This window comes from Niastella yeongjuensis (assembly GCF_900110245.1).
Taxonomy (GTDB): Bacteria; Bacteroidota; Bacteroidia; order Chitinophagales; family Chitinophagaceae; genus Niastella; species Niastella yeongjuensis.
Genome location: NZ_FOCZ01000006.1, coordinates 417359 through 440217, shown reverse-complemented (window position 1 = coordinate 440217; position 22859 = coordinate 417359). Strand labels below are relative to the sequence as shown.

The 22859-nt window shown below is 46.9% G+C and carries 14 protein-coding genes; 10 read left to right on the top strand and 4 right to left on the bottom strand.

Going from position 1 to position 22859, the window contains the following annotated elements; genetic code table 11:
• Window positions 1–171: 171 nt before the first annotated feature.
• The 4 genes from BMX95_RS18495 to BMX95_RS18480 all read right to left on the bottom strand — a co-directional run bounded on the left by BMX95_RS18495 (window position 172) and on the right by BMX95_RS18480 (window position 5046).
• Window positions 172–2985 carry a T9SS type A sorting domain-containing protein gene (locus tag BMX95_RS18495; RefSeq protein ID WP_081202555.1) on the bottom strand — a complete coding sequence of 938 codons (2814 nt, stop codon included), beginning with the start codon at window positions 2983–2985 and terminating at the stop codon, window positions 172–174.
• A gap of 172 nt (window positions 2986–3157) precedes the next feature.
• Window positions 3158–3484 carry a DMT family transporter gene (locus tag BMX95_RS18490; RefSeq protein ID WP_081202556.1) on the bottom strand — a complete coding sequence of 109 codons (327 nt, stop codon included), beginning with the start codon at window positions 3482–3484 and terminating at the stop codon, window positions 3158–3160.
• A gap of 75 nt (window positions 3485–3559) precedes the next feature.
• A complete protein-coding gene (locus BMX95_RS18485) occupies window positions 3560–4123 on the bottom strand; it encodes a Crp/Fnr family transcriptional regulator (protein ID WP_081202557.1) in 564 nt (187 codons plus the stop codon).
• Between the two features lie 248 nt (window positions 4124–4371).
• Window positions 4372–5046 (bottom strand): hypothetical protein, encoded by a 675-nt coding sequence (locus tag BMX95_RS18480; RefSeq protein ID WP_081202558.1) that lies wholly within the window; start codon window positions 5044–5046, stop codon window positions 4372–4374.
• Window positions 5047–5221: 175 nt separating this feature from the next.
• On the opposite strand from BMX95_RS18480, the gene BMX95_RS18475 reads away from it, so the two are divergent.
• From BMX95_RS18475 to BMX95_RS18430, 10 genes are all read left to right on the top strand, one after another.
• Complete coding sequence (locus BMX95_RS18475; protein ID WP_081202559.1) at window positions 5222–6685, top strand: calcineurin-like phosphoesterase C-terminal domain-containing protein; 1464 nt, start codon at window positions 5222–5224, stop codon at window positions 6683–6685.
• Window positions 6686–6819: 134 nt separating this feature from the next.
• Entirely contained in the window at window positions 6820–7404 is a 585-nt protein-coding gene (locus tag BMX95_RS18470) for an RNA polymerase sigma factor (RefSeq protein WP_081202560.1), read from the top strand.
• An 80-nt stretch (window positions 7405–7484) separates the two neighbouring features.
• Complete coding sequence (locus BMX95_RS18465) at window positions 7485–8684, top strand: FecR family protein (protein WP_081202561.1); 1200 nt, start codon at window positions 7485–7487, stop codon at window positions 8682–8684.
• A 231-nt stretch (window positions 8685–8915) separates the two neighbouring features.
• Complete coding sequence (locus BMX95_RS18460; RefSeq protein ID WP_165759016.1) at window positions 8916–12467, top strand: SusC/RagA family TonB-linked outer membrane protein; 3552 nt, start codon at window positions 8916–8918, stop codon at window positions 12465–12467.
• A gap of 19 nt (window positions 12468–12486) precedes the next feature.
• Entirely contained in the window at window positions 12487–13956 is a 1470-nt protein-coding gene (locus tag BMX95_RS18455; RefSeq protein ID WP_081202563.1) for a RagB/SusD family nutrient uptake outer membrane protein, read from the top strand.
• 31 nt (window positions 13957–13987) lie between these two features.
• Window positions 13988–14923 (top strand): ABC transporter ATP-binding protein, encoded by a 936-nt coding sequence (locus tag BMX95_RS18450; RefSeq protein WP_081202564.1) that lies wholly within the window; start codon window positions 13988–13990, stop codon window positions 14921–14923.
• Complete coding sequence (locus BMX95_RS18445; RefSeq protein ID WP_081202565.1) at window positions 14923–17379, top strand: Gldg family protein; 2457 nt, start codon at window positions 14923–14925, stop codon at window positions 17377–17379. The genes BMX95_RS18450 and BMX95_RS18445 overlap by 1 nt, the downstream gene beginning before the upstream one ends.
• A 6-nt stretch (window positions 17380–17385) precedes the next feature.
• Entirely contained in the window at window positions 17386–18717 is a 1332-nt protein-coding gene (locus BMX95_RS18440; protein ID WP_081202566.1) for a MutS-related protein, read from the top strand.
• Entirely contained in the window at window positions 18714–20021 is a 1308-nt protein-coding gene (locus BMX95_RS18435) for a MutS-related protein (protein ID WP_081202567.1), read from the top strand. Before BMX95_RS18440 ends, BMX95_RS18435 begins: the two co-directional genes overlap by 4 nt.
• A gap of 15 nt (window positions 20022–20036) precedes the next feature.
• Entirely contained in the window at window positions 20037–22838 is a 2802-nt protein-coding gene (locus BMX95_RS18430; protein WP_081202568.1) for a M16 family metallopeptidase, read from the top strand.
• Window positions 22839–22859 lie beyond the last annotated feature (21 nt).

The following is a 22859-nucleotide window of genomic DNA, read 5'->3' as shown; positions in this document are numbered from 1 at the left end:
ACGCCAGTGTTACAAGGGTGATAATCAACACATTTCCTTGTAACTAAAACGCCATTAAGTAATTATTAAGCCCCGCCTTTTCTAAGAAATATTCAGAATAAACGAAGCGAAAAAAGGCTGCCCCAAATTACCTTTGAGACAGCCCCATGTTGTTTCATGTGTTGAACTTCCTTAATTCGTGATGAGCTTTTCGGTATGCAATACCTGCTTATCGGTAGTCAGCACCTGTACTATATAAGTTCCTTTAGTTGTAACCGATAAAGGTAATTGAACGCCTGGTTGCAAGGTTTTTGTCAGTACTTGTTTCCCATCGAGCGTGAATACTTTTACCAACATGTTTTTATCGGTCCCGGTCCCGGTGGCCAATACATAAAAGCGGCCGTTGTTGGGAACCGGCCATACTTTAAATACCGGGCCTGCCGGTTGTATCGCTGGTGGTGTTTCCTCGCGGCCGGTTACCGAGCCGTTGGCCAGAATGTTCACGGTACGTTGCATACTGCTGCCGGCTGCATCGGTAACAGTGAATTTGAAGGAGGCAAACCCTTGCGCGGTTGGCGTAAAGGTCACTGTTTTGTTTCCGGAACCAGTTGACAGCACGGCAGTCCCATTGGTAATATTGCTCAGCGTAAAGGTTGGACTGCTGTTATATCCTTTAGACAACGCGGTAATGTCGATGTTGAGCGCTGTAGCCGGTGCCCCAAAATAATGCGGGCCACCCATCCATTCCAGGTAGTTGTCTAATTGTGTGTATCCGTCCAGATCGGTGTCGGAATTGGCGTCGGAGAAATCACCGGCGCCTGAGTTGGTATTTAAACCATAGAGCGTTTCCCACCAGTTGGGCAGCCCATCGTTGTCGGAATCCCAATTGGACGCCCTTGTTGTTGTTGGGTAACTTTCATAACCGCCAACATCGTTCTGGCTATCGGGCAAACCCGGTTTACCGCTCACACTGCCTGAATAGGTGTAAGTGCCATTCAGCGTTTCGGTAATAATGCGCTGGTCATGGGTATCGAACTGTGGTTGTGTGGCACCCACGTTCGATAACACCCGTTTGTAGGCATCGGTAGCGCTTTGTGTTTGTACATAAGAAGGAAAGAAGGGTGAGGTTACCCAGGTTTCCCAATTCACTATCGCGCCGTTGCTGATTACGATCCTGCGTCCTGCCTCCTGGTTCGACTCTGTGAATTTTCCGGGCATTACATTTCCTGCGAAATAGTATTGTTGCGTGCCCAGGCCGGTGCCTTCGTGGTTCGCAGTGAGGGCATAGAAGATGGTACTGGCAGCGCCGGTTTTGTAATAATTGTTTACAAAGTTTACCTGGTTGGCGCCGCCATCGGTGGTACGGCCACCCCAGTTGTATACCACATTGTTGGTAATATCCAGTTGGCCGGAATAATACCCGTTGCCATCCAAACCACCACCCATGCTCCAGTTACGGCCTTCACAATGAGCCAGCAGGTTATGGTGGAAGCTGCCTGTGGCGCCGCCAATAGTGGCTGCATAACCATGCGCGGTGCCGGCGGGGTAATTCTGGTGACCGGCCACGTTGAGCGCTTCGGCGATCATGGTTCGTTGTAAAGTGATGTTCTTGGCGCCGCGGGAACTAAAACCTTCATCGATCGTCCAGCTGATGGAACAGTTGTCCATGATGCTGTTGTTGCCGTTAAGCCCCATGCCGTCGTACGTAGTGCCACTGCCTACCCGTACGCGTACATGCCGCACTACCACATCGTTGCCTCCCATACCAAAGGGGGCACTGCGAATGCAGATGCCTTTGCCCGGCGCGGTTTGTCCGGCAATGGTAACGTTGTGGCTGCCGACTGTTAAACGCGATTGCAGGGTGATGATACCGGATACGGCAAATACAATGGTACGCGGACCGATGTCGTTGGTAACGGCCTCGCGTAAGCTACCGGAACCGGAATCGTTCAGGTTGGTGACATAAACGACTTTCCCGCCACGGCCACCCCGCGCAAAACGGCCATAGCCTTCTGCTTCGGCAAATGCCAGGTGGCGGGGTTGATAATACCAGATATCGCCTTTGGTAATATTGCCGGCAGCATCGATCTGGTCAACCCGCCAGAAATAGGTTTGCATGCTGTACTGGCTGTTCTGCACCAGCGTGGTACCGGTTAGCCGCCCTTTGTACAGCGAGGAACTGGTAGTGGCATTGGCCACTGATGTGGAATCGAAGCCATAGTACACATCGCTGTTCGCCGCGTTGGGTGCTTTTACCCAGCTTAGGGTAATACTGCCATTGTCGGCATTGGCGTGCGTGTCGGCATGCTCCGGTTGTGGCGAACGGGCCTGGTTGGCCGCATTGGGCGTGTTGATCTCAAGCCCATTGATAATGATGTTACGGTTGGTGGCGCTGGTGGTTAAATCAGCCGCGTACAGGATCACTACATCCTGGCCTGCCACCGCGGTAGCAGTAACATAGGCAGTTGGTACATTGGCGGTGCTGGTGGCACGCACAGAAGGCACCAGCTTACTGATCGTTTTTACGCCATTTACATATACGTCCATTGGACTGAACGTATTGGTGGCCGGATTGTCGACCTGATTGTGATAGGTAAGAAAGCTGTGCTGACCGGCAGGCAAACCGCTGATGCGCATTTCAATTTGGGCACCGGCGGTTCCGTTTTCAACCACCATGCCATCGCAGACCAACCTGGCGAAGTACGGGGTTTGAACACCTGCCTTGTACCAGTTACTGGTAAGGCGGGTGCCATTGGAACCCATGCGGGTAAAGGTGGCCGTAACATTCTGCCCCAGCGCTACGGTTATTACATCTGTAGCACTGGCAGGAATTTCGAATGCGGTGTACCCGGGTTCGTTTGTTTCCGTTGCTGTTCGCCCGGTTTGGTTGAAGTCGACTTTAAAGACCGGTGATTGAGAAAATGAAAAAAGCGAAGAGAGCAAGAACACCAATACAATAGGTGCATGACGCGTCCGGCGCGCCCTGGAATGAAATAGGACAAGCATAATCGTTAATTTTGGATATGATTAATGGTACTAAATGGTACCTGTAAACTAATTTAACGGAATGCTTATCCTGCTTCAATGTCAATATCTACTGAATTGATGGCATATTTTACTGATGGGTATCCGGTGCTGCTGATAACAACCGGTTATATATGCGCAGTTCTTGTTACATTTAATGCGACATGGATTTCAGGCCGAATATGGAGCCGATCAATGTAGTAAGAAAGAATATACGCCAGAAAGTAGCGGGCTCTTTAAAAAAGAAAATGCCCATGATCACAGTACCCGCTGCGCCAATGCCAGTCCATACGGCATAGGCAGTACCAATGGGAATGGTTTTGGTTGCCTTCATTAACAGGATCATGCTTACAGATAATGCAATTAAAAAACCTGTATACCACCAGGCCGATGTGCTGCCTGTTGTTTCCCTTGCTTTACCCAAACAGGATGCAAACGCTACTTCCAGCAATCCTGCAATGATCAAAATAATAAAGTTCATGCTTTGTTTTTTATGCAGCGCAAAGATCAGTGCCGGGCGCGAAGAAAAATTTTACAAATGATAAATAATAGGGAACTACCTGATCTCGGCCCGGATGCGGCTGAGGCTTACCTGGGTGATGCCTAAGTAGGAAGCAATATGCCCTAAAGCCACCCGTTGTACGAGGTCGGGGTTTTCTTTTAAAAGCTCTTTATAGCGATCCGTAGCTGTTCTGAACTGGCGGGAGATCAGCCTTTCTTCTGTCCTGATCAATTCCTGTTCGGCAAAGCGCCGGCCCCAGTTGGCGATGTGAATGTCTTCCTGAAAAAGCCTTTGCAGATCGGTGGCATTCAGTTCGTACAATTCACAGTCTTCGAGTAGTTCAACGTCTTCATAACCCTTTTGGCTTTCAACATAGCTTTTCATGGAAATAACAGGTTCTCCTTCCTTCCCAAACCAGAACGTTACTTCATGGTCGCCCTGGTGCGCATAGGCCCTTACAAATCCCTTCTTTATAAAATAAACGGTCATTTTGATCCTATCGGCCTGGAACAGGATATGGCCCCTGGGATAGCTGACAGCTGTGATGTATTGTTTTATTGTCTGTTTTGACGCTGCCGGAAGTGGGTGAATGTTATCGAGAATTTCGTCAATGGTCATTGGTTCCTGCTATAAAATGAATGGCAAATGTAAAAACTTTTAGCCTGGGCGGGCAGCTGCTGCACAAATTGGTAGACCAGGTTAAAAGGCCTTGTTGATATCGTAATTCTACTATATTTCTGGATTGTTTCTCCATTCATCTTCCATTGATTCTCCATTGTTCCTCCATTCATCTTCCATTATAGAATGAAAGATGGATGGAGCATGCATGAAGAATTAATGTTATTATGATGAAAAAACAATGAAAGTTATGGGGTTATTTTGGCCACAGGCATGGTAACGATCAGGATGATCAGGGTCAGCAAAAAAATGCTTGCTGCAAAGATCAGGCTGGTATAAGCCACCTTAACGCGGGTCAATTTGGTACAAACCCCGCAAAGGAACATCACGATACTAAAGATGACTGTAAACAAAGTATAGCTGTCGGAGAAGGTGTTATCTTGTTTTGCTTCCTGCCATAATGCTTCCGCAGTGCGCATGGTTGAATCGGTAGACTTTTGAGAAGCCTGCATCACTCGTTGATAAGCGGGCATCTGCAGTGGACTGGCAGGGGCATTGGTATTATGCAAAGGATCTAAATTGAACCAGTCTGTTAATACGGCCGTCAACGGTGTATTGGTGCGGTGGAGATAGTAGCTGATCTTATCACGACGGTTTTCAAAAACGGCATCAACAAAGCTTAATGCGATCGTTACATCCCTTTCCTTTTGCTGGGCAGCAAATACGGTAATTTCCTGTGCCCGCCGGTACATGATGTTAGCTTCCGCCATGCGAAAGTCCTGTTCCCCATTCCAGAGCGTGCTTTGATAGGTGCACCAGGCAACTACCAGTGAGGCAACAGATAACAACACGGTGCCAAAAACTTCAACCCGTGTGCGCCAGTCAATCACCTGGTTGTTGGCTGTATTCGTACTTTCCACCATATATATTCAAGACACGGCAAAAGCGGTCATTCCATACAGGTTATTAACTGTTAAATGCGTTATTCAAGCCTGGTGGGCGGGCTTTTATTCCTGTTAAATTAACGTTTAAAAAAGGTTACATTTTCTTAATACGGGTTTCACTGCGGGTGTTTTTTTCTATAAATATCTTTCCAGCATGCAAAGAAGACACTTTTTAAGAAGCTTAGGATTATTATCAGCCATCCCGGTTGTACCTGCTGCTGCTATGGCCAATGCAGGCGCCGGCGTTAATGCTGCCGGTACAGTAACAGGTAAAGTAACCGCGCAGGGTAAAGGCATCGGTAATGTAGTTATCAGCGATGGATTTAATGTGACAACGACCGATGCCAGCGGTAAATACAGTTTGATCGTACACGATCAGGCGCAATTTGTATTTATCAGCCTGCCTTCTGGTTACGCTATACCCAATGAAAAAGGCATCGCCCGTTTTTATGAGCGAATTAAACGCGGCACTACCGGCCAGGTGGTTGATTTCCCACTTACCAAACTGGGCATGACTGACGACAAACATGCATTTATTGTTTGGGGCGATACGCAGATCCTGGATAAAGAAGATGCCAATAAATTAAAAACAATTGCAGCGCCCGATACCCGCAACCTGGTGAAAGAATTAGGCAATGTACCTATTCACGGTATCGGATGCGGCGACCTGGTGTTCGATCATTTTGAATTATTCCCCGATTATAAAGAAGCCGTAGCTACTACCGGTATTCCATTCTTTCAGGTGATCGGTAACCACGATATTGATTATGGTTCCCGTTCCGATGAACAATCAACAGATACTTTTCATCAGCATTTTGGTCCGGGATATTATAGCTTCAACCGTGGTAAGATCCACTACGTAGTACTGGATAATGTATTTTACATTGGGGCACACCGTTATATTGGCTATTTGCACGAGAATCAACTGGCCTGGCTGGAGAAAGACCTGCAAACAGTACCTGCCGGCAGCACGGTGGTAGTATCGCTGCATATTCCGCTCGACGATTCATTAAAGGGCGCCCGTAAGAATGGCAAGGAAGCAGGTACCAGCAACCGCGACAGCCTGTTCAGTTTGTTGAAATCTTATAAAGTGCACTTCATGACCGGGCACACGCATTTCAATGTGAACTGGGTAGAAGGAAATATGATGGAGCACAACCATGGTACCGTTTGCGGCGCCTGGTGGAGCGGCCCTATCTGCGGGGATGGTACGCCTTGCGGTTATGGCGTGTATGAAGTGAATGGCGAAGAAATAAAATGGTATTATAAATCCACTGGTTATCCCAAAAGCAAACAACACATCATTTTCAAAAAAGGCGAAGTAAGTGCGAAACCTGATGCCGTGGTTGCCAACGTATGGAACTGGGACCCTCAGTGGAAAGTAGAATGGCTGGAAGACGGGAACGACAAAGGCGTCATGGAGCAGATCGTTGGTTTTGACCCCGAAGCTTTTAAATTATACAAGGGTGGTTCATTGCCGGTTCGCCATACCTGGGTGGAACCGATTGAGACCGATCACTTGTTTGCTGCCGTTCCATCGGCCTCAGCCAAAAGTATTACCGTAAAAGTAACTGACCGTTTTGGTAATGTATATACCGAAAAACTGGAGTTAGCTTAATGTATAGATATGGTTTTTATTCAGAGCCCTCCCGACGTGTCGGGAGGGTTTTTTATTGGATCAGATAAAATTAATTGTAAATTGATTATTGCTTTTTTGTTAATTTACAGGCAATATTTTCTGCGTATCCAACATTGTCGCACAGCTACCAACATACCGATCAGGAGTTACTGGGAGAGATGGCTATTGGCTCCGAGCTGGCTTTTAACTCGTTGTACAAAAGATATTGGGAAAAGGCCTATGTAACAGCAGCCAGAAAGCTGGATGATAAAGAACTGGCTAAAGAAATTGTGCATGACATATTTCTTGATCTGTGGAAGCGTCGCCAGGAACTGGTGATCACTCATTTTTCGGCTTATCTCATGAAGGCTGTAAATTTCCGGATCATCAATGCGCTCATCCAAAAAAAGGATACCTTCTTCTTCGATATATTGGAGAATCCGCAACAATCATTTTACGAGGCCGACCTGGCCATCCGGGAGAAAGAATTGATCGATCTGGTTTCCAGTTGGATAGAAGTGTTGCCCGAAAAGCGGCGTGAGATCTTTGTAAAACATTATTTCCTGCACCTTACTACTGAAGAAATTGCCAGCAGCATGGAGATCTCCCGAAAAACGGTTCAAAACCAGTTGAGCCTTTCCATACAATACCTGCGCGCCCACTACGGTCACCTGCTTTCGCTGGTTATTTTGCTCGAACACATATCTCCCAAAAAGTAAGATTATCTTTTTTTTAAAAAAAATGCCTGGAGGTCGGGAAGGCGGCTCCTTTTTCCTGACTATAGTATAAACGCCTTATCATGTCTCCTTCAGAAAAGGACAAGCAATATTTTTTAGAGCTATTAGCAAAGTTTAATAATGGAACGGCTACTACTCAGGAATGTGCCTTTGTAGAGAAATTTCTTGCCATCATGGACCATCGCAAAACCGGCGTGTTGGCTGATTTTGGCGAAGAAAAGCACAGCCTGGAAAAGGAAATGGAAGACCGGCTGCTGCAATCCATTCGTCAGGATACAGAAAACAGGGTGCGTCGCTCCATTGTACACCGGGTGCATTTCCTGCGCAGGGCAGGTTGGTGGGCGGCAGCTGCAGCTATAATTGTATTGATGACAGGTACTGTGTACTGGTTTTTGAATACTACACCGAAACAACAACCGGTTGCAGGAATTGGCCCCGTGAACGATGTGCAGCCAGGCCGTCAGGGCGCTTATCTTACTTTGGCTGATGGGCGAAGGATCTTGCTAGACAGTTTGGGCGATGGTTTGGTGGCCAGCGAGAAAGGAGCACAGGTAGTAATGAAAGCTGGCGAACTGAGCTATAACCCGGCAATGGCGAAAAATGCAGTCACCACCTATAATACAATAAGTACGCCCAAAGGCCGGCAATTTGCCCTGCAATTACCCGACGGTTCAAAAGTATGGCTGAATGCGGCCAGTAGCCTGCGGTACCCGGTTGTTTTTGTGGGGGCGGAAAGAAGGGTGGAGATTACGGGCGAAGCCTATTTTGAAGTATCAAAAATAAAAGCAGCAGGAAAGAGAATGCCATTTATTGTGAGCATCAATAATAAAACTACTGTTGAGGTTTTGGGAACCCACTTTAATGTGAATGCTTATAACGATGAACGCAGCATCAATACCACCTTGCTGGAAGGTGCAGTAAAAGTTAGCCATGAAAAACAAATCCAATTGCTGCAACCCGGCCAACAGGCACAGGTAAACAGTGCCGGAAGTATAAACCTGGTAAAGGATGCAGATGTAACGGCTGCAGTAGCCTGGAAGAACGGATCATTTTCTTTTGCCAATGCCAGCCTGGAAACGGTAATGCGACAACTGGCCCGCTGGTATGATGTAGAAGTGGAGTTTGAGGGCGAAGTGCCCGGTGGCGCCTTTAGTGGTGAAATTGACCGGTCGCTTACGTTAGACCAGGTATTGAAAGGATTGACAAAAACAAGAGTGCATTACACAATTCAAAAAAATAATAAACTATTGATTGAACCTTAAATATCTAAAGAACCTGACAAGTCGACTTAGTTAACTGAAATAAAAAAACCGGGTGCAAAGATTGGCGTCCTACTCCCGGTTTCTGGTTCAGTTAACACAAACAATCATTCTGGTAACTGCTTATTGTTAAACCTAAACTTGAGTAAAGGTATGCAAATTACGCATCTCCACCTTTCCTTTCTTTATCCCTGTTGGCTTAAGGGAAAGGTGTCAACCAAAACTGTGTTAGTGATGAAGTTAACTATCATTCTACTGCTGTCAATGGTGCTCCAGGGAAGTGCCAAAACTGTTGGCCAAACCGTAACTTATAGCGGTAAGGACGTGTCGGTTATAAAAGTGCTCACTGAATTTAAAACGCAAACCGGGTATAAGTTCTTTTACCGGAGCGAAGACCTGAAAGGCGCCCGGCCCGTTACGGTTGATTTCTTTAATACCCCGCTGAAGGTGGCACTGGAAGAAGTGTTCAATGGCCAGTCAATTGATTATGACATGCAGGGTAAAACCATTTTCATTAGCAAAAAGCCGGTTATTATACCATTGCCCCACAAGGTGATTGTAGAAACAATCGCTGCCAATTCCCCAGCCGGTGAAGTACGCGGCATTGTGCGTGATGAGAAGGGGAACCCGGTACCAGGTGTTACGATATTTGCCCGTGTTACTAAAACGGTAACCCTAACTAACCAACAAGGCGAATTTGCTTTTCGCAATCTCAACGATGGCGATACGCTGCAGTTCAGCAGTGTAAACCACGACCCGGTAATAGTACCTGCCTATACCAGGGGATACATGACCGTTATTATGAAAACCAAAGTGGCGAAGCTGGATGCTGTGGTTGTTTATAATACCGGTTTTCAAACCCTTTCCAATGAGCGTGCTACCGGTTCTTTTAGTAAACCTGATATGGAAGTGTTTTCAAAACGTACGGGTACCATGGATATTATTGGCCGTTTGGAAGGCCAGGTACCTGGTATGCTGATTGCTACAGGCGGCAACAGCAGTAATACCAACCTCAATGGCAGTGGCGTAGCTACCCGTAAAAGTGTGATCAGGGGTGTTGGTAGTGTTCAATTACAAGCCGATCCTTTGTATGTGGTGAATGGCATAGTGGTGAACGATTTCAGTGCAATAAACCCAGATGATATCGATGATATAACCGTGTTGAAAGATGCAGCTGCTTCTGCTATCTGGGGCGCGCGGTCAGCCAATGGGGTAGTGGTGATCACTACTAAATCCGGTCTCAGGAATTCGCGCCTGCAGGTGAACTACAATGGCTTTATGAACTACAGTGGTTACCCCGATTGGGATAAAGTAAAACTGTTGAACAGTCAACAATATATTGATGTGGCCAAAGAGCTCTTCGATCCGGTTACATTTCCCATGGCCTCGCAAAACTTTATAGCTCCACACGACCGGATCTTATACGATCAGTACAGTGGTGTTATTACTGCCGATGAAGCCAATCGTAAACTCGATAGCCTGGCAGCCATCAATAACAGGGGGCAAATAAAAGACATCTGGTATAATCCGGCGATGAGCACCAATCATTCGGTGTCGGCTTCCGGCGGCAACAGTATGTATTCCTTTTACGCAGCATTGGGTTATACCAGCACACGAAGCGGCACGCCCGGTTCAACCAACGATGCTTACCGGCTTAATCTTACTCAAAACTTCAATGCCGGCAGCCGGGTAAAGGTAACGTTGAATACCTCGCTGATAAATACGTTGAACACTGCTAAAAATCCCATTCAGGTTACCAGCAGTTACATTCCTTACCAGTTGTTCCGCGATGAAAATGGCAATCCCATAACCATGAACTACATGGGCGCCTATCCCGATTATATGCGGCAGGATTACCAGGCGCGCAGCCGTATCAACCTCGACTATGTACCTATGGATGAAACAAACCGTACCTGGTCAGAAAATAATAACCTGGCCATCAATGTGACGGCAAATGTAGGGGTGAGGCTTTTCAAAGGGTTAAGTTATGCAGGAACTTTTGGCTACCAGCAAAACCCAGGTTCGGCTAATTATTACCAGGACCATACTTCCTATACAATACGGCAACAAATTGTAGGGCTTACTATTGCACCTACGGTCAACGATGTGCCGAAATATTTATATCCGCTTACCGGCGGCGTCTACACCACCGGTAATAACAACCAGCGTAACTGGACGGTGCGCAACCAGCTGGTATATGATGCCTCAGTAAGAAAAGGAAAAGACCATATCACCCTGCAGGCGGGAAGTGATGTACAGGAAGCTTCCGGTTCAAGAAACAATACTACGCTGGTAGGCTACGATGATGCGAGTGGCAGTTATGCTGTGCTCGATGACCAACAACTGCGCAATGGGGTGCCCGGAACGGTTACGGGTTACGGATACCTGTATTATTCTCCTTATTATGTACAAAGAAGCAAGTCGCGTTTTTTATCGTGGTTTGGTTTAGGTAGTTATACTTTCAATGGGAAATACAGCGTAGATGTAAGTTACCGCCAGGATAACAGCAGCATGTTCGGCAGCGATATCTCAAGCCAGGATAAACCGGTATGGAGCTTTGGCGGCAGATGGAATATCACCAAAGAAAAATTTATGCAGGGCGTAAGCTGGCTCAATTACCTGGGCCTGCGGAGCACATATGGTATTACCGGTAACTCGCCTTCAGACGCCGTTTCCCGGTACGACATCCTTCAATATCTTTCTGCATCCAGCAGCACGCAGGCAGTGGTAATCTCAGGTGATGGTTATAATGTAGTTGGTGTTGCCAATAAAACGGCTTCGTGGGAACGTACAGCGAATGTAAATATAGGCATCGATTATGCGGTGTTGAAATCAAGGATCAGCGGAACTGTCAATTTCTACAAACGGACAACCACTGATATGCTTGGTTCTGTGCCGTTGAACCCGCTTAGCGGCAGCACTTCCATAACCGGTAATTTGGGTAAATTGACCAATGCCGGTATTGAAGTGAGCATTAATTCAGTAAATGTGAAGTCGAAAGATTTTTACTGGCGCACCAGTTTCAATATTTCCTGGAACAAAAATAAACTGGTTAGTTATAGCGCGCCCAATCCGTTTTTGGCAACCAACGTTCAGTACAGGATAAGCGGCGGCGCGCCGGTTATTGGTTATCCTTTGCGCTCTGTATGGGCTTACCAGTTTGCCGGGCTCGACAATATGGGCGACCCCCAAATATATACCAACAATAAATCGGTAACCAAACAATACAACGCGGCTACAGTAGCCGACCTGAAATATATGGGTACGGGACAGCCGCCTGTGTTTGGTGGTATAAACAATACGTTCGGCTATAAAGGTTTTTCGCTTAGCCTGAATGGTGTGTATAATTTTGGCGCATTGATGTTCCGTCCGGTGAACGATCTCTATACCGGACGCCTGGCTCCGTACGCCAGTTTCGGCAGTGGAAATGTGCGTACCCTTTTTCTTGACCGGTGGAAGAAGCCGGGGGATGAAGCCTTCACTAACATTCCTTCCTATGTGGCTAATACAAGCACCAGTTACACCCGGAGGAATATTGATTACTATACTTATGGCGACTTAAACGTAGTAAGCGCTTCCTACATAAAACTGCGCGACATTACACTTTCTTATGAATTGAACCCGAAAGTGGTGCAGTTACTGCGATTACAAAGAGCCAGTATTTATACCCAGGCTACCAACTTTTTGGTATGGTCGGCCAACCCCGATCATTTCGATCCTGAGTTCGGCGGTGGTGTACCTCCATATAAACACAGTTACGCCCTGGGCATAAACCTTTCGTTCTAACTCAATTTAATTGCACAACATGAAGAAGCATATTATTCTATCCATAGCAATATTAAGTGCGCTTACAGCCTGTAAAAAATCATGGCTCGAAATTGTGCCCCAGGGGCAACTGGTGTCTGTTACTACCAACGATTACGACAAGCTGATGAACGACCCGAACCTGTACATATATTACTCAACAGGCGGTTTCCAGGAACCACAATTGATGGGCGATGAAGTGGCGGCAGAAGGAACTTACTTTGCCAGTTTAGGTACCACTGATATTTACCGCCAGCGCTTTTTCCAATGGGCCGACAGCATTTACCCTACAGCCGATGCCACGCCATTTGCGCTGCGTAATTATACGCAGCAAATGTATGAGGTTAATAAAATAATCGCCGAAGTAATGGCTTCTCCGGGTGGCTCAGATGAGCAGAAGAAAGCAATAAGGGCGGAAGCCCAGGCTACCCGCGCATTCTTCATTTTCAACCTGGCCAATTATTATTGCAAACCGTACCTGGCATCCACCGCGGGAACTGATCCCGGTTTTCCATTCACCACAGAGCCCAGTGTAACAACAGCCGTTTTTAAAAGAGGTACCCTGCAGGAAACGTATGATTTCATCATTAAAGATCTGCAAGAGGCGTTACAATATGTTCCGGCCAAACAAGCCTATGTGACCCGCATGTCTAAGCCGGCGGTGGAAGGTTTGTTGGGTAAAGTATACCTGTTCATGGGCCGGTATAACGATGCCCTGCCTTTGCTAAAAGCCGCAATGGCCGATGTGGCAGTTAATGGGCAAACTGTACTGTATAACTATAACCAAACCCTGGCGCCGGGTGGCGCCTTCCTGCCCGCTAATGCCACTACAGGCCCCAAAGGGCCGGGGCAGAACCAGACCGATGTAACCGAAGCGGTGATATCGAAAGTATTCAATTGCGGTGCCTGGGGTGGTAACCAAACTGGCAACAACGGGCTGGTGCTTACACCGCAGGCGCAGGCCTTGTATGGCAGCAGCGACTGGCGCCTGTTGTTCTATACCAATAAAAACAAGGATAACTCTATTAATGCAGCTGGCCGCTTACGTAAGTATGGGTACGCTTTTTCAAGATTTGGCTTGCAATTGCCAGAACTGTACCTGTTGACCGCCGAAGCAAAAGCAAGGGCCAACGATCTCACCGGGGCGGTTACCGATGTAGAAACGCTGCGCAGGAATCGGATGCCGGTGGCCGATGCACCCGTACCTGTCGCTATCGCCGGAAACCAAACCAGCCTGATAAAATTCATCATCGATGAACGCATCCGGGAATTTGCCATGGAAGGATACCGTTGGTTCGATATGCGCCGCCTGAGTGTTGACCCCATTTTTGCAGGCATGAACTTTACGCATACCATATACAATGCAGATGGTACCGCTACCGTGTATACATTGAAACAGCCTAACCGGTTGGTGTTGCAATTCCCGCGTAATATTACCGATGCCAATCCCGGTATGGAAAATAATCCGTAAACAACTACCATAAAAAGCTATCAACTCAGTCATGAATAGTATTGTAAAAATTGAACACCTGTCGCACAGGTATACCTCGTCATGGGCTATCCGCGACATTAATATCGAGATCAGCCAGAGTGGTATTGTAGGTTTGCTGGGCTCCAACGGGGCCGGTAAATCAACCACCATGAATATTCTGTGCGGGGCGCTCAACCAAACAGAAGGAAATGTATTCATTAATGGCATCAATATGCGTGAAGAGCCTACCCGGGCAAAAATGGAGATCGGGTTCCTGCCGCAAAACCCTCCCCTGTATATGGACCTTACCGTTGATGAATACCTGAATTATTGCGCCGCGTTACGTTTGATGCCTAAGGACAAAATGAAGCCTGCGATAAAAGAGGCCAAGGAACGATGCGGCATCGATCATTTCAGTAACAGGCTCATTCGTAACCTGTCGGGCGGTTACCGGCAGCGGGTAGGTATTGCCCAGGCCATTGTGCATCGCCCCCGGCTGGTAGTGCTCGATGAACCTACTAATGGGTTAGATCCCAACCAGATCATAGAGGTGCGGTCGCTGATCAAGGAAATCGCTACCGACCGGGCCGTTATCTTTTCATCACACATTCTCACTGAAGTGCAGGTGCTGTGCAAAGAGATCAGGATGATAGAAAGCGGCCGCATCGTCTTTGCCGATACCATGGATGCATTCAATAATTATGTTGAACCCCATAGCATATTGATGCATCTGGAGAATCCGCCTTCGGGAGCGGAGCTGTTGAAAATACAGGGTGTGACCAAAGCCGATTTCATTACCGAACGGCAGGTGCGGGTATATTTCAATGGCGACCAGGATATTTCAGAAAGGATCATCACCGCCAGTGTACAAAATGGCTGGAGATTGCGTGAGATCGGTTTCGATAAAAGCGCCCTCGATGAAATATTCAAACAATTATCCTCGAAATCATCTCAACAAAATAATTAATGAAGACTATAATAAAAGTGGCGAGAACAGAGCTGAAAACCTTGTTTTACTCGCCCATAGCCTGGTTTTTAATGATCGTATTCCTGATACAGTGTGGTGTGGTGTACCTGAGCAACTTACAAAACGTTGCCAGAATGCAGGATATCAACAGCATCTATAGTTTCAAGTCAACGATGTCATTGACATTCCAGGTGTTTTTAAGCCAGCGTGGTTTATTTGGCACCGTTATGCAGAACCTGTACCTGTTTGTACCGCTGCTTACCATGAGCCTCATCAGCCGCGAAACCAGCAGTGGTACCATTAAATTGTTATATTCTTCGCCGGTAAAAGTAAGGGAGATCGTATTTGGTAAATACCTTGCCATGATGGTATACAACCTGGTGCTGGTGGCCATTATAGCATTATTCGTTGTGTCGGGGTTCTATCATATACAAAATCCGGAAGTGGGTATGCTTATGACCTCCTTGTTGGGTTTTTACCTGTTGTTGTGTGCATATGCTTCTATTGGGTTGTTTATGTCGAGCCTTACCACCTACCAGGTAGTAGCTGCCATTTGCACGTTCGTAATGATCGGGATCCTCAGTTACATTGGCACCCTGTGGCAGGATGTGGCATTTGTGCGCGAACTGACGTATTTCCTCTCGATCAACGGCCGAACCGGGAAATTGCTGACGGGGCTTATCACCAGCAAAGACATCATTTACTTCCTGGTGATCGTATACATTTTCCTTGGCCTCAGCATTTATAAATTAAAAGCAGGCATGGAATCGAAACCGGCAGTGGTGAAAGCCGGCCGCTATGCAGCCATTGTAGCCTCGGCATTAGTAATAGGGTACGTAAGTTCGATCCCTTCTTTGATTGGTTATTACGACGCCACTGCATATAAGTACAGGACCATTACACCGCAGGTGCAAAAAATACTGGCCGACCTGGGTGACGAACCGCTGGAGATAACTGCCTATAATAATCTTTTAGACAGATTTTGGTACCTGGGAAATCCTGAATCGTACAATGCGAACCTGGCGCGTTGGGAGCCTTATGTCCGGTTCAAGAATAACATCAAAATAAACACAGTTTGTTATTACGACAGCGCGCTGGACAACCAGTATATGTCGCGTACACAGGCAAAAAATTTAAAGGAACTGGCGGAACAATACTCCAAAACAATGAATGTAAAGCTGGATAAAAGCATTCTTACGCCAGCACAGATCCATAAGATAATAGACCTGCGGCCTGAATTCAACCGCTATGTAATGCAGTTGAAATGGAAAGGCCGTACCACTTTTTTGCGGGTGTTTGATGATGCACAGCAATGGCCCGGCGAAACAGAAATAGCAGCCGCGTTGAAACGCCTGCAGCAGGCAAAAATGCCAAAGGTTGCCTTCCTGACCGGTGAGTTGGAAAGGGATATTGAAAAAATGGGCGACCGCGATTACAAAGCCATTACCACCCTGACCAAATTCCGGTATTCACTCGTGAACCAGGGCTTTGATGCAGTGACCGTTTCGCTGGAAACACAGGACGTGCCTGCCGATATTGCCGCCCTGGTTATAGCTGATCCTAAAATAAAGTTCAGCGCTCCCGCCCTGGCTAAACTGCAGCAATACATCGATAATGGCGGTAACCTGTTGATTGCCGGCGAGCCGGGCAAACAGGAAATCTTAAATCCATTGCTGCAGCCATTGGGCGTGCAATTGATGAATGGTACCATTATACAGGAAAGCAAGGAGATGGCGCCCAACCTCGCCACACCTGAGATAACACCGGCGGCCGCTGCCTTTTACAATTTGTTGAAAAGAAATGCAGAGGATAGCCTGAAGGTCGCTATGCCTGGTGCGGCAGGTTTATCATATACGGCAAATGGCCCATTTGCCATACAGCCGCTGTTGATAACCGATGCCAAACTAACCTGGAACCGGATAAAACCCCTGGACCTGGATCTGGCTACAAGCGCCAGCAGCGGCCCCTCCTCCAATGGGATAGTAATGGGAGCTGCTGTAGCTGCGCCTATGGTAACGCATGCAGTAGTAACCAATGCCGGCAGTCGTTCAGGTACACCATCAAAGAATACTCTGGCGGCACAAACCGGTACCGTTACCTTTTCCGAACAGGATGGTGATGTAAGAGGGCCTGTTACCACGGCTGTAAGCCTTACCCGGAAAATAAACGGGAAAGACCAACGCATAGTTGTTACGGGGGATGCCGATTTTATGAGCAATGTAGAGTTAAACCGTTTCAATATGCGCACCGCCAACTTTGGCTTTAATACGGCGTTGTTCAGCTGGTTGTCCTATGGTGAGTTTCCTATAGATGCATCGCGGCCTGATCCCAAAGATGTAAAAGGAAATGTTTCGGTGGACCAGGTAGACACGCTGCGGATCATATATGTATGGATCTTACCAGCTTTGCTGGCTGCTGCAGGTGCCGTTCTGCTGATAAGACGTAAACGCAAATAAAGCGCTATGTTATTTACAACCGATAAACAAACGCTGGAAGACCTGAATATATTCGGGAAACATGGCGGCAATGCCCTGTTCAATATCTATAATCGTTGCATCACCCGGGGTGGTGCATCGATTATGGAAGAAATGTTCCGTTACCCGTTGTCAGATGAAAGGGCGATCAACCAGCGTATAGGTATTATTAAATATTTTGCTGCATCAGAGAAGGAGTTCCCTTTTAATGCCACCCATTTTGACGCAGCTGAAACTTACCTGAACAATACCGATGAGCGTACCAGGCTTAGCAGCGGTGATCAAACCCTTACCCGCAAGCTGGGCAACATGATTGCAGTGGATGTAGAAACGCAGATAATACATAAAGGCGTACAGGCGGTGACGGAAATACTGAAAACAGTAGGGGGATTTGTCGCGACACTTCATACGCCCTTTTACCAGGCAGAAAAAGAGGCGGTCGTTGACATGGTAAGCGAGCCGGGATTGTTGCCGGTACTGAACAGCAGCATCAGGCTGTCGCAGCCCGACATGGTACAGTTTGATACGTTGTTACGCTTCCGGTACAGGGATAGTATCCGGAAATTACTGCGGCATATTTATTTCCTGGATGTGTACATGGCGGTAGCCAAAGTAGCGGTGGCGCATAATTTTGTATTTCCCGAGGCAATGAGCAACAGCAATTACCTGGTAAAACTGAATGGGGTATACCATCCGCAAGTAAAGAATGCAGTACCCAATACTATTCATATTTCCCCTGAAGGGAATGTGATCTTTCTTACCGGTGCGAATATGGCAGGGAAAAGCACCTTTATGAAATCATTGAGCATTGCCCTGTATACCGCGCACATGGGTTTTCCGGTGGCTGCTAAACAAATGGAGTTTGTAGTGCTGGATGGTATTTACACCACCATCAACCTGCCCGATAACCTGGGTATGGGCGCCAGTCATTTCTATGCGGAAGTGTTGCGGGTAAAAAAGATTGCCCATGAGCTAAGCCAGAACAAAAAATTGTTCATTGTATTCGATGAGCTGTTCAGGGGCACCAATGTGAAAGATGCCTACGAAGCAACTATTGCCATTACCACGGCCTTTGCTTCCAGGAAAAACAGCCTGTTTGTTATTTCCACCCATATTATTGAAGCCGGGGAAGTATTGAAGGAACGGTGTGCCAATGTACGCTTTCTGTACCTGCCTACCCGTATGAATGGCAGCCAGCCAGTTTATACATATACGCTGGAAGAAGGCATTACCAACGATCGCCACGGCATGATCATCATTAGCAATGAAGGCATCCTGAATATCCTGGAAGCTGGTTTAAAACAAAGGAGCGTTGTATGAGCTTTATAGCAGATAAACAAACACTGGATGATTTAAACCTGTTGGGAAAGTTCAGACCCAACTCGGTATATGGCGTTTTTAATAAAATAAAAACGGCAGGAGGAGAACGGTTGCTCGATAATATGTTCCATAACCCTATGATTGATGCCGATGCCATAAATAAACGCAGTAGTGTGTTCAGGTTCTTTCAGGATAAAAAAATAACCTTTCCTTTTAGCCATGAACAGTTTAGCCTGGTTGAAAATTACCTGGAAAGCGATGCCGGCAGCAATGCCTTAAGTATCTACGCCGGTATGGGGCGCAAAAAAATAATGAACGCTTTTTTGCGCGATGAACAATACAATACCTTACAAACCGGGTTGGTTACCACCATCAGGGCCTTGCAGATCATAAAGGAATTATTCAATACGCTTGATATTGAACTGGTGCAACCCGCTAATGCAATTTTAAATGACAACCGCTTGTCGTGGTTGAGCGAAGTGCAGGCGGTACAACCATTGCCATTTGTCAAAGCTGCTAAATACGATCACTTGTTGCGCGGCGTGTTGCGGCATGAAATGGAAAGGGTGCTTGATACCCTCTACCAACTGGACGTTTTTGTCGCAGTGAGCGATGTGGCGCGGGAAAAGGAGTTTAGTTATGCCCGGGCACTGCCTGCTGCCCAAAACTGTTTTCGTGCCACCGCCTTGCGGCATCCGGGTTTAAACAAAGCCGTATCCAACCCCCTGGCCTTTACCGCTGCCAACAACGTGCTGTTTCTTACCGGGGCCAATATGGCGGGCAAATCAACCTTTATGAAATCGTTTGGCATTGCGGTGTATCTCGCTCATATGGGTTTCCCCGTGGCAGCCGGCGACATGGAGTTTTCTGTTCGCGATGGGTTATATTCCTCCATCAATGTGCCCGATAATATTGCATTGGGTTATAGCCATTTTTATGCGGAAGTGTTGCGGGTGAAACAGGTGGCGGAAGCAGTGAGCAGCGGTAAGAACATAGTAGTGGTTTTTGATGAGCTGTTCAAGGGAACGAACGTAAAAGACGCATACGATGCTACCCTGGCAGTAACGGCGGCATTTTCCCAATACCACCGTTGTGTGTTCATTGTAAGTACCCACATTATAGAAGTAGGAGCCGCTTTACACAATCGCCCCAACCTGCAGTTTGCTTATTTGCCTACTATAATGGAAGGTGCTGTGCCCCGCTACACCTATCGACTGACGGAAGGTATTACTAACGACCGGCATGGGATGATCATCATTGAAAACGAGAACATAATCGACATTATACAAGCATCCAATTCTTAATAAACTACACGAGATATGCTGACACTTCATTCCGCAAGGCGGAGCCTGCCGCTGGTGGTATTAATTGCTGCTTCCACATGGCAGGCCAGGGCGCAATCCCTGCCACTTGACCCGGCAGTGCGCACCGGTAAACTACCTAATGGATTTACCTATTTCATTCGTCATAATGCCGAACCGGCAAAACGGGTGGTATTTTACCTGGCCAATAAAGTAGGCTCCATGCAGGAAGAAGATAACCAGCGCGGACTGGCGCATTTTATGGAGCACATGAGTTTTAATGGTACCAAACATTATCCCAAAAACGAACTGGTGAATTACCTGCAAAAATCAGGCGTGCGCTTTGGCGCCGATCTGAATGCCTATACCGGATTTAATGAAACAGTGTACCAGTTGCCTTTACCGGCGGATGATACTTCCATAGTAAGAAACGGGCTGCAGATCATGCGTGACTGGGCCGGAGAAGCCACACTTGAAACGGAAGAGATCAACAAGGAGCGCGGCGTGGTACTGGAAGAAAAACGCTTACGCAACGGCGCCAAACAGCGGCTGCAGGACCAAACCTTTCCTGTATCAGTGAATGGTTCACGTTATGCCAGCCGGTTGCCTATTGGTACCGAAGAAGTGCTGAATAATTTCAAACCCGATGTGGTGAAACGGTTCTATAAAGACTGGTACCGTCCCGATCTGCAAGCCCTGATCGTTGTTGGAGACATAGACGTGAACAGTATGGAACAACAGATTAAAATGTTGTTTGGAGATCTGAAGAACCCGGCAAAGGAACGAAGCAAACTCACGTACAATATTCCGCTTACCGGTAAAAACCAGTTCAGGGCCCTGACTGATCCCGAACAAACTACTACCACGATAGAAATATTGATAAAACAGCCGGAGTCGACATTAAAGACTTCGACCGATTACCGCAATTCCATCATCCGTACCCTATATAATGCAGTGTTGGCAGAAAGATTCAGGGAATTGCTGGTACAACCCGATCCGCCATTTATTTCGGCACAGGCCGGTATACAGGGTTTTATGGGCGGACTGGATGCATACAGCGTGTCAATTTCGCCCAAGCCCGGAAAAATGGCCGAAGCTTTTTCTATTGTATATACAGAATTGCTTCGGATGCAAAAGCATGGGATTACTAATAGTGAGTTAGAGCGGGGCAAACTGGCTTACCTGACCGGGTTTGAAAATGCCTATAAGGAAAGCAGTAAAACACCCTCCCGTTCCTACGTGCAGGAGTACCTGCAATATTTTCTAAATGAAATAGCCGCGCCAGGCATGGAAGTTGAGTACAAGCTGGCCAAAGAGTTTGTTGGCAATATTACCCTGACTGAAATAAACGCTTTTGCTGCAAAAGCTATGCAGGAAACCAACCGTGATATCATTATCACGGCGCCTGAAAAAGATAAAAACAGCCTGCCTGCGGAAACCGTGGTAAACGGCTGGATCACAAAAGTTGAAAGTGACAAATTATCACCCCGGAAAGAAACGGTTAACCCCTCAGGCTTATTAAAAACAATGCCCCTGGCAGGGAAAGTGGTAAAACAGGAACGTGCCGACAGTGTAGGTGCAATCAAATACACCTTGAGCAATGGCATAACGGTATGGGTTAAACCCACTGATTTCAAAAATGATGAAATATTATTTGGCGCTTTTAGTGAAGGCGGCACTTCCATCTATTCCGACAAGGATTTCCTCAATGCATCCAATGCAACCTTAATTGCCGCGAATGGAGTAGGGGATTTTGCACCGGTTGAGTTGGGAAAATTTATGACCGGCAAGGCCGCGCAGGTGCAACCCTGGGTGCAGGAGCGCTACGAAGGTTTTAATGGGGCTGCCGTGTCAAAAGACCTGGAAACCGCCCTGCAATTGTTGTATTTATATTTCACGGCACCTCGTAAAGATTTGCTCATTTTTAAAAATATTATCAGTCGCACCAAAGCAGGTATGGCCAATAGATTGAATAATCCGGAGGCCGTTTTTGCCGACAGTGTAAACCTGGTGTTGGGCAACTATCACTACAGGCGTAAGCCTATTGCTACTGATCAGGTTGATTCTATTGACCCCGATAAAATATATGACATTTACCGGGAGCTGTTTGCCAATGCCGGTGGTTTTACTTTTGTATTCACCGGAAGTATCGATACCGCTGCTTTTATTCCATTGATAGAAAAATACCTGGGTTCACTGCCTGTAACTGGTAAAACAGCAACAACTAAAGACCTGGGGATTCGCATACCTGATGGGGTGATCAATAAAACCTTTTACAAAGGCAAAGACAATAAAGCAACGGTGCGTTTGTATTATAGCGGCGTTTATCAGTTCAGTGCAGTCAATAATATTCAATTATCGGCACTGGGTACCATATTGCAATACCGCATGATTGAAAGGATCCGGGAGTTGGAAGGCGGCGCGTATACCCCACAGGCCGGTGTAAATTATGGTAAATTGCCGCAGAGCCGGTATACGTTTCATATTCAATTTACCTGTGCGCCCGGTAATGTGGAAAAACTGGTGGCGGCGGCCAATGAAGAAATTAAGAAAATAAAAAGCAGCGGAGTGTCGGCTGATGATATTACGAAATTCGCTGCCGAACAAACCCGTGGTAACGAAACCCAGTTGCGCTCTAACCGGTTCTGGCTAAGCTACCTTATCTATGCTTTGCAGAATGAGGAACCGGCCACTGGCGTGTATCGTTTAACTGAACTGTTGAAACAAGTAACAACAGCCACGGTTCAACAAACCGCGAAACAATACATCAACGACAAAAACTACATTAAACTGGTGTTGATGCCGGAAACTACCAATTAACGACAACGATTTTCTCATGTG